The organism is Actinoplanes sp. NPDC051513, assembly GCF_044454685.1.
Classification (GTDB): Bacteria; Actinomycetota; Actinomycetes; order Mycobacteriales; family Micromonosporaceae; genus Actinoplanes.
Map to the genome: position 1 here is coordinate 473440 of NZ_JBITDW010000002.1, position 15602 is coordinate 489041.

At 72.5% G+C, this 15602-nt stretch carries 13 protein-coding genes and 1 pseudogene; 8 read left to right on the plus strand and 6 right to left on the minus strand.

Going from position 1 to position 15602, the window contains the following annotated elements:
- Positions 1-142: 142 nt before the first annotated feature.
- The 5 genes from ACIA5D_RS07445 to ACIA5D_RS07465 are packed head-to-tail and all read right to left on the minus strand — an operon-like array spanning position 143 to position 6441.
- The gene (locus ACIA5D_RS07445; protein WP_396029012.1) at positions 143-2158 is read right to left on the minus strand and encodes an alpha-galactosidase; all 2016 of its coding nucleotides are present in this window, start codon (positions 2156-2158) and stop codon (positions 143-145) included.
- A 2-nt stretch (positions 2159-2160) separates the two neighbouring features.
- Positions 2161-3390 (minus strand): cellulase-like family protein, encoded by a 1230-nt coding sequence (locus ACIA5D_RS07450; protein WP_396029013.1) that lies wholly within the window; start codon positions 3388-3390, stop codon positions 2161-2163.
- A complete protein-coding gene (locus ACIA5D_RS07455; RefSeq protein ID WP_396029014.1) occupies positions 3387-4265 on the minus strand; it encodes a carbohydrate ABC transporter permease in 879 nt (292 codons plus the stop codon). The genes ACIA5D_RS07450 and ACIA5D_RS07455 overlap by 4 nt, the downstream gene beginning before the upstream one ends.
- A complete protein-coding gene (locus ACIA5D_RS07460; protein WP_396029015.1) occupies positions 4262-5167 on the minus strand; it encodes a carbohydrate ABC transporter permease in 906 nt (301 codons plus the stop codon). Before ACIA5D_RS07460 ends, ACIA5D_RS07455 begins: the two co-directional genes overlap by 4 nt.
- Positions 5164-6441, minus strand: coding sequence for an ABC transporter substrate-binding protein (locus ACIA5D_RS07465; RefSeq protein ID WP_396029016.1), 1278 nt, complete (start codon positions 6439-6441; stop codon positions 5164-5166). Before ACIA5D_RS07465 ends, ACIA5D_RS07460 begins: the two co-directional genes overlap by 4 nt.
- A 134-nt stretch (positions 6442-6575) precedes the next feature.
- On the opposite strand from ACIA5D_RS07465, the gene ACIA5D_RS07470 reads away from it, so the two are divergent.
- Genes ACIA5D_RS07470 through ACIA5D_RS07495 form a run of 6 tightly spaced genes read left to right on the plus strand, consistent with a single transcriptional unit; the run spans position 6576 to position 12488 of the window.
- Complete coding sequence (locus tag ACIA5D_RS07470) at positions 6576-7292, plus strand: SDR family NAD(P)-dependent oxidoreductase (RefSeq protein WP_396029017.1); 717 nt, start codon at positions 6576-6578, stop codon at positions 7290-7292.
- A complete protein-coding gene (locus ACIA5D_RS07475) occupies positions 7289-8038 on the plus strand; it encodes a FadR/GntR family transcriptional regulator (RefSeq protein ID WP_396029018.1) in 750 nt (249 codons plus the stop codon). Before ACIA5D_RS07470 ends, ACIA5D_RS07475 begins: the two co-directional genes overlap by 4 nt.
- Complete coding sequence (dgoD, locus tag ACIA5D_RS07480; protein ID WP_396029019.1) at positions 8019-9161, plus strand: galactonate dehydratase; 1143 nt, start codon at positions 8019-8021, stop codon at positions 9159-9161. The genes ACIA5D_RS07475 and dgoD overlap by 20 nt, the downstream gene beginning before the upstream one ends.
- Positions 9155-9871, plus strand: a complete 717-nt coding sequence (locus ACIA5D_RS07485) for a hypothetical protein (RefSeq protein ID WP_396029020.1) — start codon at positions 9155-9157, stop codon at positions 9869-9871. The genes dgoD and ACIA5D_RS07485 overlap by 7 nt, the downstream gene beginning before the upstream one ends.
- Complete coding sequence (locus tag ACIA5D_RS07490) at positions 9868-10464, plus strand: bifunctional 4-hydroxy-2-oxoglutarate aldolase/2-dehydro-3-deoxy-phosphogluconate aldolase (protein ID WP_396029021.1); 597 nt, start codon at positions 9868-9870, stop codon at positions 10462-10464. The genes ACIA5D_RS07485 and ACIA5D_RS07490 overlap by 4 nt, the downstream gene beginning before the upstream one ends.
- 2 nt (positions 10465-10466) lie before the next feature.
- Positions 10467-12488, plus strand: coding sequence for a glycoside hydrolase family 27 protein (locus tag ACIA5D_RS07495; RefSeq protein WP_396029022.1), 2022 nt, complete (start codon positions 10467-10469; stop codon positions 12486-12488).
- A gap of 40 nt (positions 12489-12528) precedes the next feature.
- On the opposite strand, the gene ACIA5D_RS07500 is transcribed toward ACIA5D_RS07495, so the two are convergent.
- On the minus strand, positions 12529-13308 hold the full coding sequence (locus tag ACIA5D_RS07500) for a BTAD domain-containing putative transcriptional regulator (protein WP_396029493.1): 780 nt from the start codon (positions 13306-13308) through the stop codon (positions 12529-12531).
- 68 nt (positions 13309-13376) lie between these two features.
- Here ACIA5D_RS07500 and ACIA5D_RS07505 point away from each other — a divergent pair, with 68 nt between their 5' ends.
- Positions 13377-14714 (plus strand): FAD-binding oxidoreductase, encoded by a 1338-nt coding sequence (locus ACIA5D_RS07505; RefSeq protein ID WP_396029023.1) that lies wholly within the window; start codon positions 13377-13379, stop codon positions 14712-14714.
- A gap of 87 nt (positions 14715-14801) precedes the next feature.
- Positions 14802-15590 (plus strand): annotated as a pseudogene (locus ACIA5D_RS07510) (NmrA family NAD(P)-binding protein); the annotation flags it as partial.
- Positions 15591-15602 lie beyond the last annotated feature (12 nt).

Here is a 15602-nt window from a genome sequence, read left to right on the forward strand (position 1 = left end):
GATACCCGCAACCCGGGCTCGTTCGCCGATTGGCAGCGCGCCGCCGCCGATGCCGCTCGCCGGTACGGCTACTTCGGCCGGAGCTGCCCCCGGTGGTGCGCCAGGCTCTCACCCGTTGATCCGCCGCAGGGACCGAAGCTGATCAGAGGAGGGCCGGCGTCCGCTCCAGCTCGATGAGGTCGGCGTCGTGCGTCGGCGTCCACCGCACCGGCAGGCCCGCCGCCATGAGGTGGCTGCCCGAATAGGAGACGGAACCGTGGCGGTAGCGGGCCGCCGGGTCGAGCCCGCGCAGCGGCAGCCGGATGTCGCGGGCCGGAACCCGATCGAGCCCATCGAGCCCGCCGGCGTTCCAGGCCAGCACCACGACCCGGGAGCCCAAGGTGTACTGCACCGCGCAGCGCCGCTGTCCCGGACCGCCGATGCGGTGCACGACGCCGCGGTGGATGACGTCGCGCACGCCCTTGTAGCGCTCGACCCACGCGGCCGCCGAAGCCCGTGTCCCGGCCGACCAGCGGGTGATGTCGGCGCCGATCCCCAGCACGCCGGCGCCGGCGAGCACGAAGCGGAACGCCAGGGACCGCTGCCGCTCGTCGAACATGCCCTCGGAGTCGGTCACCCACGAGCTCATCAGGTGCGGCGCGTGCGCCGACAGGAAGCCGTCCTGGATGCGCAGCCGGTCGAGCGGCGCGGTGTTGTCGCTGGGCCAGACCACGTCGGCGCGGGCCGCGATCGCGAGGTCGACGCGGGCGCCGCCGGCCGCGCAGCCCTCGACGGTCACGTCCGGATGGGCGGCGCGCAGGTGGTCGAGGAGCCGGTACAGGTTGCGCACGTGGGCGCCGTCGAGGTCGTCGACGGCCCGGTCCGCCTCGGTGCGGGGGCGGTTGAAATCCCACTTCAAGTACGAGATCGGGTACGTCGTGAGCAAACGGTCCAACGTGTCGCGGACGAAGGCGTACACGTCTTCGCGGCCCAGATTCAACAGGTACTGATTGCGAATGGTGGTGCGTGGTCGTCCGGAAGCCTGGTAGACCCAGTCGGGATGGTCGGAGTAGAGGGCCGACTTCGGATTGACCATCTCCGGCTCGACCCAGAGCCCGAACTCGAGGCCCTTGGCCCGCACCGCGTCGACGAAGGCGCCGAAGCCGTCCGGGAACTTCGCGGGGTCGGGTGTCCAGTCGCCGAGCCCGCTGTGGTCGTCGGGCCGGCCGACGAACCAGCCGTCGTCCACCACGAACGTCTCCACGCCGAGCGACGCGGCGACGTCGGCGAGCGCGAGCTGGCCGGCCGCGGTGACGTCGAAGGCGGTGGCCTCCCACGAGTTGTAGATGACCTTCCGGGTCCGGCCGAGGCGCTCCCCGGCCAGGTGGCGCTCGTAGGCGTGCCATTGCCGGGCGAGCCCGTCGAGCCCGTCGGCGCTGTAGACCCCAGCGGCGATCGGGGTGGTCACCGACTCGCCGGGGGAGAGAGTCACCGGCCCGTCGGACAGCTGCCGCCCGGCCCGGATCCGGGTCAGGCCGGCCACGTCGGCGTCGGCCACGATCTGCCAGGATCCCGTCCAGGCCAGCTGGATCCCGTACGCGGCATCGCCGTTCTCCACGGCCAGGTACGGCGAGAACTGGTGCCCGGTGACGCCCTGCGCACTGCCGATCTCGAAACACCCGCGCGTCAGCCGTACGGAAGCGGGGGTGAATTCTTGTGCCCATTGGCCCCAGAGATAGTGGAGCGTCGCCCCGGAAGGCGTCGGCACCGAGAAGCCGGCCGAGCCGAGCCGGGTGAGCGCGACCGGCGCGTCGCCGCCGTTGTGCACGACGGCCCAGCGCTCCACGACGTCGGTCCCGGGTGCGAACCGCCAGCGCAGCGTCAGCGAGAGTCCGGTGCGCTCGTCGTGCAGATCCGCGCGCAGTCCGTCGTCGAAGGCCACCTCGCCGAGGGCGAGCGTCAGCACCTCGCCGGCCACGGCCAGGTCGGCGCCGAGGAACGGGCGCTCGCCGTCCGGCGCGTACTCCACCGCGGCGACGTCGCCGCGGAGGAGATACTGCACCTTGCCGGAGAAGGAGTAGGGGGAAGGGCCGTCCGATACCCCGTGCGGTCCCCAGGCGTGCAGCGTGAGCTGGTCGCCGATGGTGTACTCGGTGCTCGCGCCGGTGATGGTCCACATGCTCAGCGGTTCTCCCGGAACTCGTCGTTCAACCGGCGTTGCAGGGCCACGTCGTTCCACATCGGATGGTGCGGCGCCGCGTTGGAGCACACCAGCGTTCCCCACGCCCCGAGCGAACGGGACCGGCGGACGGCGTGCTCGCAGATCTCGGCGCCGACCGGGCCCTCCTCGAAGCTCGCGTGCAGCGGGGTGTAGCCGACCCAGCCCTCGCCGAACACCAGCGGGATGCCGCGCCCGGCGGCGTGGTCGGCCGCCACGTCGAGCCAGGTGTCGAGGGTCTGCCGCATCGCCCGGCGGTGCTCGCCGTAGCGGTCGTAGAGCCAGCGGTCCCACTTGCCGGGGTCGCACCAATCGTGGGTGTAGATCTCGCGGTGCGGCACCACGGTCGCCTCGGTCTTCCAGCTTGCCGGCGGGAACCAGTCCTCGAGCTTGGGCGCGTCGTCGCGCAGCAGCTCGGCGAACGCCCGCTCCTGCGGGTAGGGGCGGGACGGGTCGCGCAGCGCGAACTCGGTCACCAGTTGGTCGAGCACGCCGTACACGTACGGATGGAAAACCGCGACATCCGCGTTGCGCGGCATGCCGCGCAACTCACCGACCGGCACGCGTGCGTAGTTGACGGTCACCGGCGTGGCGGGATGGCGCTGCTTGAAGCGGTCGATGCCGCGCTCCATCGAGGGACGCAGCCCGACGATGCCCTCGCCGTGGTGCAGCCCGCTGTACTGCACCTCATTGTGCAGCTCGACGAAGGCGACGGTGTGTGCGAGCCCTTCGGCGACAAGCAGGTCGATCAGGTCGGCGTGCGCGTCGGCGAGAGCTACCGAACGGTCGGTAGGGGGAACGGCCTGGAGCGCGCGGTGCCAGGCGTCGTCGACCGAGAAGGACGGGCTCTGCTGGTACTCCCAGCTCGACACGATGACCCGGCAGTCGTGGCGGTCGGCGGCGCGGAACAGCTCGAGCAGCCGGGCGCGTCCGTCGACCGGCGGCTGGCCGGACGGGACGTCGTACCAGCGGGTGCGCTGGCCGTACTCGCCGCCGAGGCCGGAGAAGCGCAGCGCGGAAGTGTCCAGATCGGAGCGGAAGAGCAGGAAGGGCATGGCACAGACGCGGACCGTGTCGTATCCGCGAGCGGTCGCCTGGCGGAAGGCGAGATCGAGGTCGTGGAAGGGCTCGCCCTCGCCGGTACGGGTGTACCAGGTGAAGTCCCAGAGGGTGATGGTGAGCGGCTTGCTCATTTGGTGGATCCCATCAGCAGTCCCGACACGAAGTGGCGCTGGAATGCGAAGAACACGATGGCGGTGGGGATGGCGGCGACGACCGACGCGGCGGCCACCACGTTCCAGTTGCTCACGTAGCCGCCCTGCAGGTTGAGCAGCGCGGCGGTGACCGGCAGCTTCGCCTCGGTGCGCAGCACGGTGATCGCCCAGATCAGGTCGTTGAAGATCCAGGTGGTGGCGAGCGCGCCCAGCGCGGCGAGCGACGGGCGGCACAGCGGCATGATGATGCGCGCGTAGATCTGCACCGGGCCGGCGCCGTCGATGCGGGCCGCCTCGGTCAGCTCGGCCGGGATCGAGCGCATGAAGCCGTGCAGCACGAACGTGTAGAAGCCGAGGCCGAAGCCGACGTGGATGGCGACGAGCGCGACGAGCGTGTCGTAGATGCCGAGCGACTCCATCACCCGCGACACCGGGATGAGCAGGATCTGCGGCGGCAACAGGTTGCCGGCCAGCATGGTGAGCAGGATCGCGCGCCGTCCGGGGATCGCGTAGCGGCTCAACGCGTACGCGGCCCAGGAGGCCAGCAGGAGGCTGAGCAGCACCGCCGGGACCGTCACCTGAATGCTGATCCAGAGCGCCCGGCCCATCGCCCCGGCGCCCATCGCGGTCTTGAAGCCGGAGAAGGTGAACGTGCTCGGCCAGGCCGCGGTGCCGTTCTGCGCGATGTCGTCGAAGGAGCGGAACGCGAGCACCAGCACGAAGACCATCGGCGCCACCCAGAGCAGGGTGAGCGGCGCCATCACCGCGTGGAACACCCAGCGGCGGCGCTTGCGGTTCGCCGGTTCTCCGTCAAGGGCTTCCGAAGGCGTGCGGGTCAGGGTCGCCGCGGTCATGACACCTCCTCCTTGGTGGTGCGGACCAGGTAGGTGATGATGAAGAGCAGGGCCAGCGCGAAGATGACCACCGCGATCGCCGAGGCGTAGCCGAGGTTCAGGAACGTGAAGCCCTGCTGGAACATGTACGTGCTGAGCAGCTCCGACGAGTGGTACGGGCCGCCCTGGGTCATCGCCCAGACGATGTCGAAGGTGCGCAGCGAGTCGATGACCGTGACCGCGAAGACGACGGTGTTGACGCCGCGCAACTGCGGCCAGGTGACGTAGCGGAAGCGCTGCCACGCGCTCGCGCCGTCCACCGCCGACGCGTCGTCGAGCGTCGGATCGGTGCTCTTGAGGCCGGCCAGGTAGAGCACCATCACGTAGCCGACCTGCCGCCACACCGCCGCGATCAGCACGGCGTAGAGCGCGGTGTCGGGGTCGGCGAGCCACTGCTTCTCGAGGCCGGCCAGCCCGACCGCGCCGAGCAGCGTGTTGATCGTCCCGTCGGGCTGGTACTGCACCCGCCAGAACAGCCCGGTGACCGCCAGCGAGAACACCATCGGCAGGTAGATCGCGCTGCGATAGAGCCCGACGCCGCGGCGGGGCTTGTTGAGCGCCAGCGCGAGCCCCAGCCCGCCCAGCACGGACAGCCCGCCGAAGCCGATCGCCCAGATCACGTTGTTCTGCAGCGCGCCGCGGAACACGTCGTCGGACGCCAGCTCGCGGAAGTTGTCGAGCCCGACCGGCTTGGCCGCGCCCAGCCCGTTCCACTCGGTGAACGACAGGTAGAAGCTGTTGATCGCCGGCCAGAACACCATGCCGATCTCGACCAGCGCCGGGATCAGCAGGAACAGCCAGACCACGCCGGGAACGGCGCGCCGCTTTCCGGGCGCCCTTCCCAGCGCCGTCACCGTTGTCACTGCCCGAATACCTTCTTCGCGCTCGCCTGCCACTCGGTCAGGATCTTGTTGACGTCCCCGGGCTTGTCGAGGAACTTCGTCAGCGCCGTGTCGGCCGTCGTCTGAAGCTCGTCGCTGGAGTCCCGGTTGAAGAACTGGGTGATCGCCTTGCTGTCGTTGAGCAGCTTGATGCCCTTCTGCACCAGCGGCGAGAACGTGCTGGTGTCCACCTGCTGCGAGGTCGGCAGGTTGGACGACTTCGACAGCTGGATGAACTCCTGCTGGGCCTGCGGCGAGGCCAGGTACGTCAGCAGCTCCTTGGCGCCGGTCGCGTTGCGCGACTTGGAACTGGCGAAGTAGCCGTCGGTCGGCGCCTCCTCGGCCAGCGGCACGTTCTGGTCGATGATCGGCACCCGGAAGAAGTCGAGGTCGTCGACGCCGTCCGCGGGCACGGCCGAGGTGATGAAGGCGCCGATCAGGTACATACCGGCCTTCTTGGAGTTCAGCGGGGTGACCGCGTCCTGCCAGGAGTAGGACCGGCCCTTGGGGTCGATGTATTCGACCAGCTGGCGGTAGTGGTCCATGACGGCCTTGACCTCGGGTCCGTCGAACGAGTGCTTGCCCGCGAGCAGCTCGCGGTGGAACTCGGCGCCGTTGATGCGCAGGTCGAGATAGTCGAACCAGCCGGAGGCGACCCACGGGGTGGAGCCGGTGCCCATGCTGATCGGCGCCACGCCCTTGCTCTTGATCGTCTTGCAGACCTGGATGAACTCGTCCCAGGTGGTCGGCACCTGCACGCCCCACTCCTGGAACGCGGACTTCCGGTAGAAGACGCCCCACCAGTAGTAGTTGGTCGGCACGAAGATCTGCTTGCCGTCCGCCGTGGACAGCTCCTTGAGCGCGGGGGAGAAGCCGGCGCAGGGACCGCTGCCGGTCCACAGGTCGGAGACGTCGAGCAGGAAGCCCTTGCTCGCGTAGTCGCGGGCGACCGAGCCGGCGTACCAGGTCAGCACGTCCGGCGGGTTGCCCGAGTTCAGGTACGTGGGCAGCTGGGCGCGGAACGTCTCGATCGCGATGGTGTTGAGGGTGACTTTGTTCTTGGTATAGCCCTCGACCACCTTGGTGAGGGCGGCCTTGGGGTCGGCGTCGGAGAGCGACGACTGCAACGTCAGGGTCGAGGAGGCGGTGCCGGAGGTGTCGTCACTCCCCGTAGCACACGCGCCGAGGAGCCCGGCCACACCGAGACCGCCGAGCCCGGCGAGGAACCCGCGGCGACTGAGTGGAGCGGTAGTCATGCTGAGCCTCCTGTTTCGTGTTTCCAGAAGGTTGCATCACCGTTGAAGGCCTGTCAACATATCTTCGTAATTAATGAAGAGTTGCGACGAGGGGTGGAGGCGTGACTGGTCGCTTCGCAGGTCGGACCGCTGTCGTGACCGGGGCCGCTTCGGGCATCGGGGCGGCCACCGCCGTGCGACTGGCCTCCGAGGGCGCCGCGGTGGTGCTCGCCGACGTGCGGCCCGCGTCGTCGGTGGCCGCTCGGATCGCGTCATCCGGCGGGCGCGCTTCGGTCGTGGTCGCGGACGTTTCGCGGGAGGACGACTGGGCCACCGTCGCCACTACTGCGCGTGAAGAGTTCGGCCCGGTCGGCGTGCTGGTGAGCAACGCGTACACGGTGGATGTCACGCCCGCGGGCGAGATGACGCCGGCCTCCTGGGAGCGGCAGATCGCGGTCAACCTGACCGGCACGTTCCTCGGCGTACGCGCGCTGTTGCCCGATCTGGAAAAGAGCGAGGGCAGCGTGGTCGTGGTCTCCTCGGTGCACGCGCTGGTCGGGCTGCCCGGGCATCCCGCCTACGCGGCGGCGAAGGGTGGCCTGGTGGCCCTGGCCCGCCAGCTCGCCGTCGAGTACGGTCCGGCGCTGCGGGTCAACACCGTCCTGCCCGGCCCGATCATGACGGCCGCGTGGGATCGGGTGTCCGAGATGGACCGTGCCCGCAGTATCGCCGAGACCGTGGCCGGCCGCTTCGGCACCCCCGACGAGGTGGCCGCGGCGGTGGCGTTCCTGGCCTCGCCCGAGGCCGCCTTCGTGACCGGCGCGAGCCTGGTCGTCGACGGCGGCTGGACGGCCGTGAAGTCGTCCGCATGACCCTGCAACGGAAAAGAGAGAGCGGGATGCAGCAGTTCGCGGCGCGTGGCGTGCACGGTCAGACGGTGGAGGTCCTCGCTCAGCGGATTCTCACCGGCCAGCTCCCCGAGGGGCATACCCTCGACCTGATCGCGCTGCAGACCGAGTTCGACGTGAGCCTCACCGTGCTGCGCGAGGCGCTGCGGGTGCTGGCCGCGAAGGGCATGGTCGACGCCCGGCCCAAGCGGGGCACGTTCGTGCGCCCGCGAGCGGCGTGGAGTCTGCTCGACCCCGAGGTGCTGCGCTGGCAGTTCGCCCGCTCGCAACGGCCCGGCCTCTTCGACGACCTGCACGAGCTGCGCACGATCGTCGAGCCCGGCGCGGCCAGCCTCGCCGCCGCCCGCGCCACCGGCGACGACCTCGCCGCGCTCGACGCCGCGCTCGCCGACATGACCGCGGCCGGGGACGACGCGGCCGCCGCGGTCGCCGCCGACCTCGCCTTCCACCGCGCGCTGCTCGCCGCGACCCACAACGAACTGGTCCAGCGCATGGAGGTGGTGATCGAGACCGGTCTGGCCGAGCGCGACCGGATGGTGCACGGCGCGGCCGGCCCCAACGACCCGGTGCCCAGCCACAAAGCCGTGGTCGAGGCGATCCGCAGACGCAACCCCACCCAGGCCGCCCGGGCCATGGGCAAGCTGCTCGACCAGGCCATCGAGGACGTGGCCCGGCTGGAAGGGACGCTTCGTGAAGATCGAAAGAATTGAGACCTTCCTGGTGCCGCCGCGCTGGCTGTTCTGCCGCGTGCAGACCGACGAGGGCCTCGTGGGCTGGGGCGAGCCGGTCGTGGAGGGCCGCGCCGAGGTGGTGCGGGCCGCGGTCGACGTGCTCGCCGAGTACCTGATCGGTGAGGACCCGCTGCGCATCGAGCACCACTGGCAGGTCCTCACCAAGGGCGGCTTCTACCGCGGCGGGCCGGTGCTCTCCAGCGCCGTCGCCGGCATCGACCAGGCGCTGTGGGACATCGCCGGGAAGGCGTACGGGGCGCCGGTGCACGCCCTGCTCGGCGGCCCGCTGCGCGACCGCGCCCGGGTCTACGCCTGGGTCGGCGGGGACGACCCGTCCGAGATCGCCGACGGGGTCACCGCCCACGTCGAGGCCGGCATGACCGCGGTCAAGATGAACGCCAGCGGCCGGCTCTCGCCGGTGCCCACCCCCGCCGAGGTCGACGCGATCGTCGAGCGGGTCGCCGCCGCCCGCGCGGCGCTCGGCGACCACCGCGACGTGGCGATCGACATGCACGGCCGGGCCAGCCTCCCGGCCGCCCGGATCATCCTGCCGGCCGTCGCGCCGCTGCGCCCGCTGCTCGTCGAGGAGCCGCTGGTGCCCGAGCAGACCCATCTGCTCGGCGACCTCGTGCGCAGCGTCCCCTTCCCGGTCGCCACCGGGGAGCGGCTCTACGACCGGGCCGGCTTCCTGCCCGCCCTTCAGGCCGGGGTGGCCGTGGTGCAGCCCGACCTCTCGCACGCGGGCGGCATCTCCGAGGTGCGCCGGATCGCGTCGCTCGCCGAGACGTACGGGGCGCTGTTCGCGCCGCACTGCCCGCTCGGCCCGATCGCCCTCGCCGCCAGCCTCCAGGTCGCGTTCGCCACGCCCAACTTCCTGATCCAGGAGCAGAGCATGGGCATCCACTACCACCGCGGCAGCGCCGACCTGCTCGACTACGTGGCCGACCCGGCGCCGCTGCGGATCGTCGACGGGCACATCGCCCGCAACGACGCGCCGGGGCTGGGCATCACCATCGACGAGCAGGCCGTGCGGCGGGCCTCGGAACACGCCTGGCGCAACCCGGTCTGGCGGCACGACGACGGATCGTTCGCCGAATGGTGACCGTCTCTTTCGACCAGGCCCACGGCGGCCGATGGACCTCGCTGCGTGCCGGCGGGCGCGAGTGGCTGTGGCGCCGCCCGTCGCCGGATCGCTTCGCCGTACGCCCGGGCGACCCGTTCGTGGACGCCGGCGGCCTCGAGGAGTGCATCCCGACGGTGCGCGGCGTTCCCGACCACGGCGCCGCCTGGTCCCGCCCGTGGACTTCGGCGGGCGTGGATTGCGGCGACTTCCGGCTGTCCCGCACGTGGGACGAGGACACCGCCACCTATCGTCTCGAGGCCGAGCCGGGCTACCGGTTCGTCTGGGCCGCGCACGCGCTGCTCGACCTCTCGCCGTCGGCCGTCCTGAAGGCGCCGGCCGGCACGTCGGCCCGGATCGACGGCGGCGCGGTCGCGGCGTGGCCGACACCCCTGGCCCAGCTCGGGCCGGACGACGGCACGGCGGTCGGCGCGATCCTGGTCGACTGCCCGGCCGTCACCGTGGCCGACGGCGAGCGCCTGACCTTCTCGCTGGAGGCCCCCGGGCAGCCCGTTTCGGTGGCGCTCTGGCGAAACCTGGGCGGCTGGCCTCCGGAAAGCCCCTACCGCAGCATCGGCGTCGAACCCATGCTCGGCCGGGTCTTCGACCTCGCCGACGCCGGCCCCGGCGACGCTGCCGTGGTGCCGCCGTCCGGCGTCTGCGAATGGCGATTGAGGGTGAGTGCCGCATGACTTTCGACGACATCTTCGGCGGAACGGCCGTCATGGCGATCCTGCGCGGGCTGCCGCCGGCCGAAACGGTGTCGGTGGCCGGGCGGCTCTGGGATGCCGGGGTCACCGTGCTGGAGATCCCGATCGGCCACCCGGAGCAGCTCCCGTCGCTGCGGGCCGCCGCGGACGCCGCTCGGGAGCGCGGCCTGCGGGTCGGCGCCGGCACCGTCATCACCCCGGAACAGGTGCGGGCGGCCGCCGATGCGGGCGCGCAGTACACCGTGGCGCCCGGTCTGGACCTCGGCGTGCTCGAGGCGAGCTCGGCCGCGGAGATGCCGCATCTGCCGGGCGTGGGAACCGCGACCGAGGTGCAGCGGGCCTGGCTGGCCGGATGCCGGTGGCTCAAGGCCTTCCCGGCGTCCGCGCTCGGTCCGAAGTGGATTTCGGCGATGCTGGGGCCGTTCCCCGACGCGCGGTTCGTCGCCACCGGTGGGCTCACCGTGGGCGACGCGCCCGCCTTTCTCTCCGCCGGCGCGCGCGTGGTCGCGCTCGGCGCGGCGCTGGCCGACCCGGCCCAGCGCGAACAGATCAGCAGGCTCCTTCAAGAGAGGTGACTGTGCGCTTCCTCCGTACCGCTGCTCTTGCTCTTCTGATCATTCCTCTCCTCGCGGCGCCCGCAGCGGCGCCCGCGGTGGCGTCCGCGAAAACGCCGGAAACCCCGTACATGGGCTGGAACACCTACTACGGGCTCGGCGGCGACCCGACCGAGGCCGAGGTCAAGGCGATCGCCGACACCATGGCCCGCAACGGCCTGCGCGACGCCGGTTACCGGATCATCTGGATCGACGGGAACTGGGCCGCGCCCACGCCCCGCAACGCGCGCGGCGAACTGGTCGCCGACCCGGCGCGGTTCCCGTCCGGAATGGCGTCGCTGACCCGGTACCTGCACGCCCGCGGGTTCCAGGCGGGCATCTACACCGACGCCGGGCCCTACCTCGAGGGCAACTGCGGGCTCGGCAGCTACGGGCACTTCCGCGACGACGTGCAGCAGTTCGCCCGCTGGGGCTTCGACGCGCTCAAGGCCGACTGGCTCTGCGGGCGGGTGTCGGGGCTCGACCCGGAGACCACCTACCGGCAGCTCGCGGCCGAGGTCGACAGGTCGCCGCGGCCGATGGTCCTGAACATCTGCAACCCGGTCTCCAGCGACTGGGGCGGCGGGCCCTACCCGCCGGAGGCGCTGTCGACCTGGAGCTACACGTACGCGCCGGAGGTTGCCACGTCGTGGCGCAGTTACACCGACGTCGGCGTGCTCGACACGCAGCCGCAGTGGCAATGGCTGTGGGTGCTGCGCAACATGGACGTCAACGCCTACCACCCGGCCGCCACGCAACCCGGGCACTTCAGCGACCCGGACTACCTGCTGCCGATGCGTCCGCTGCCCGGCGGTGGCACCGAGCTGACCTTCGAGGAATCGAAGACCCAGCTGGGTATGTGGGCGATGATGGCGGCGCCGCTCGTGCTCGGCTCCGACCCACGCACGCTGCGGGCGTCGATGATCGCCCAGCTGGGTAACCCGGAAATCATTGCGGTGGACCAGGATCCGCTGGTTCGGCAGGGCGTCAAGGTCGCCGACACGTCGGCGACCGGCCAGGTGTGGAGCAAGACCCTTGATGGGTACGGGCGGCGCGCGGTCGCCCTGCTCAATCGTGGCGACACAGCCCAGCAGATCACGGTGGCGTTCGACAGCGTGGCGCTCGGCGGGACGGTCCGGGTAAGGGATCTGTGGGCCCGTGCCGACGCGGGCAGCTTCACCGGCTCCTACACTGCCACGGTTCCGGCGCACGGCGTGGCGATGCTCGGCCTCACCGGCACGGACGACGTGGCCGGCACGGACCTCGGTCCGGCTTCGGACGCGCCGGCGGCGGCCGGTGGGCGGGTCTTCGCCCGAGGCAACGACGGCACGCTGCGGGAGTACGCGGACGGCGCGTGGCGGAGCCTGGGACGGCGGATTCTGGGGCAGCCGGCGGCGTTTGCGGCCCCGGACGGCCGGATCGACGTCTTCGCCCGCGGCACCGACAACCGGATCTGGAATCGGGCCTTCGACGGCGGGCGCTGGGGCGCTTGGTCGGACCTCGGCGGCAAGGTGGCGTCCGAGCCCACCGCGGCCGGCGAGTGGGTCTTCGCCCGGGGCACCGACGGTCTCGTCCAGGCGCGCGGCGCCGATGGCCGCTGGACCAGCATCGGCGGCCCGAACGGGCGCGGTGTCCTGGGCCGGCCCAGCGCGGCCGTCGACGGATCCGGCGCGGTCCACGTGACCGTGCGGTACCGCACCGACGAGATCTGGGAGCGGGTCTTCTCGGGCGGCGCCTGGTCGTCATGGCAGAACCTCGGCGGCACGCTGAGCGGGAGTCCGACGCTCCTCGGCACCGAGGGGCGGATCTACATGTTCGCGGTCGCGGCCGACAACCGGCTGTGGCAGCGCAACTTCGTCGACGGCGCCTGGGGCGGATGGTTCCAGCGCGGGGAGTTCGCCACCGACGAGATCCAGGGTGCGCTCGGCACCGAGCCCGGCCCTGACGGGTCGGCGGTGGTCGTGCTGCGCGGCGTCGACGGGCGGATCCACCGCGTGTCGCTCTGATCGGAGGACTGCCGGCGCCGGCCCCGGGCCGGCGCCGGCATCACTCCGGGTGGCGCTGCCGCAGGAAGTCGACGGTCACCGCGGGCGCTGCCCTCGACGGCGGGGCCGGGCGCAGCACCTCGGCCTGTGCCTCGTGCAGCGCGGCGGACGGGTCGAGGCCGACGTCGACGAGCGCGGCCCGGGCGGTGGCCGCGGCCCGCAGCGCCTCGGTCTGCCGTCCGGCCCGGTGCAGGGCGCGCACGTAGAGGACCCACAGCGGCTCGTCGAGCGGATCGGCGGCGGTCAGCTGCTCGAGCTCGGCCAGGGCCGCGCCCGGGTCGCTGCCGGCCGCGAGGCAGCCGAGGTGCTCCTGCACGAGGAGCCGCCGCTCGCGGTGCCAGCCCTGCCGCAGCGCCTCGGCCGCGACGGTGCCCGGCAGCTCGGGGTCGGCTCGCCACAGCTCGCGAGCCTCGGCCAGCACGGCGGCGGCCTCGTCGGGAGGCAGCCGGCGGGCCCGCGCGCGGGCGGCGGCGACGAGGCCGATGTCGGTGCGCTCGGGCTCGAGCGCGAGGCGGTAGCCGTCGCGGCCGACCCGCTCGAGGCCGGCGCCGGGCTCGGCGGCCCGTAGCGCGGCGCGGACGCGGGACAGGTGGGCGCGCACGGTCTTGACCGCCGAGGGCGGCGGATCGTCCCAGAGCAGCAGGCCCAGCTCGTCGAGGGTGACGGCGGACGGCGCCCGTACGGTCAGGATGCTCAGCAGCTCGCGCGCCTTGCGCTCCAGCCGCGGCGCGGGGCCGGCCGGGGAATCGACCCCGGCCGTCCCGAGCACCCGCACGACCACACCGCTCAATCTAGGACCACAGCGGAACCACATCCACAACGCAGCGGGCGCCTCCTAGCTTCTGGGGCATGACGACCCTGTTGAAGCCCGGCGAGCCGGGCTACGACGAGCACCGGCTCGGCTGGAACCGGACCATCGACTCCCGCCCGGCGCTCGTCGCCGCGGCGACGACCGCCGCCGACGTCCGGACCGCGGTGCGGACGGCCCGGGAGCTCGGGCTGCCCCTCGCGGTGCAGGCGACCGGCCACGGCCTCGTGGCGCCGGCCGACGGCGCCCTGCTGCTCAAGACGACCGCGCTGACCGGCGTCGAGATCGACCCGCGGCGGCGGATCGCCCGGGTCGGCCCGGGCGCGGTGTGGGCCGACGTGAACCGCGCCGCCGCCCGGCACGGCCTGGCCGGTCTCGCGGGCCGCTGCAGCACGGTCGGGGTGACGGGCTACACGCTCGGCGGCGGCCAGTCGTGGCTGTCGCGGACCTTCGGCTTCGCCGCCGACAGCGTCGTCCGTGCCGACGTCGTCACGGCGGACGGGAACGCGGTGACCGCGACCGCGCGAGAGCATCCGGACCTGTTCTGGGCGCTGCGCGGCGGCGGCGGGAACTTCGGCGTCGTCACGTCGCTGGAGTTTCGGCTCTACCCGGTGGACCGGGTGTACGGCGGCATGTCGCTGTACCCGGTGGAGCGCGCGTTCGACGTGCTCTCCGCCTACCGGGAATGGGCCGCCGGCGAGCCCGAGGCGATGAACACGGCGGTACTGCTGATCCGCCTCCCGCCGTCGCCGCTCTACCCCGAGGAGCTACGGGGCAAGCGGGTTCTGGCCATCCGGGCGTTCCATCGCGGCGACGACGGCCGCCGCGTCCTCGCCCCGCTGGTGGCGGCGGCCGGGCCGCCGCTGCTCGACGCGTTCGGGATGCGCTCGTTCCCGGACGCGGGCGACGCCACCAACGGTCCGGACGCGCCGCCGATGGCCAACCGCCAGGAGGTCGAGCTGTTCCGCGCCCTGCCGGACGACGTGCTGGACGCGATCGTCGAGGCGGGCGCCGCCGACTCCCCGCTCGCGTTCGTCGAGCTGCGGCACTGGGGCGGCGCGATGTCCCGCCCCGGCCCGGACGCCGGCCCCGCTGGGCACCGCGACGTGCCGTTCTCCGTCATGGCCGTCGCCGCCTACCTTTCGCCCGACCGCACCGCCGCCGACACGACCCTCGACCGCCTCGTCGCGCGGGTGCGCCCGTACGCGACCGGCGGCTCCTTCCTCAACCTGCTCACCGATCACACCCGGACGCGCAGCGCGTTCACGGCCGCGAACTACGCCCGCCTGACCGCGGTCAAGCGGGCCTGGGACCCGGCCAACTTCTTCCGCACGGGCCACAACATCCCACCGGCCCCCGACCGAGAGGCAACCTCATGACCCGAGTCCTCGTCACCGGCGCCACGGGCGCCGTCGGCGTCCACGTCGTCCGCGAGCTGCAGGCCCGCGCCGCGACCGGTCCGTGCCTTCGTCCGTGCCCCCGGCGCCGCCGCAACCCTGCTCGGGGACGTCGAGCTCGCCCCGGGCGACTTCGACGACCCCGGGTCGCTGCGGCGCGCCCTCGACGGCGTGGACCGTGTGTATCTCTGCGCCGCCGACGGCCCCCGCAAGGTCGCTCACGAGACCGCGGTGATCGACGCCGCCGCCGAGCGGGGCGTCGAACGGCTCGTGAAGCTCTCCGCGATGCACGCCGATCCGGCGTCGGCGCTGCCCGCCTATCGCTGGCACGGCGAGATCGAGGATCGCCTGCGCCGGTCGGGTCCGCCGGCGGTGATCCTGCGGCCCGCGTTCTTCATGACCAACCTCCTGATGGTGGCCGAGGGCGTCGCGCGAACCGGCACGCTGCACGCGCCGACCTCGGGCCTGCGGGTCGCGATGATCGACATTCGTGACGTCGCCGCGGTCGCCGCCGTCACGCTCCTGACCGACGGGCACGCCGGCCGGACGTACGAGCTCACCGGTCCCGCACCGATCACCTTCGCGGAGGTCGCGACGGCGCTGGAGAGCGCGACCGGGCATCCGGTCCGCTTCGCCGACCTGACCGCCGAACAGGCCCGGCCGCGGTTCGAGAGCGCGGGCCTGCCGGACTGGCTGGCCGCGCACCTGGCCGGCGTCTTCGGCGTCATCCGCGCGGGCGGCTTCGGCCACGCGACGGACGACGTCCGGGAGATCACCGGCCGCCCGGCGCGCGACATCGCCGGCTTCGCCCGGGACCACGCGGCCGCCTTCATGCCCGCGGCGGCACTGCGCACCTGACCTCCGGCATCG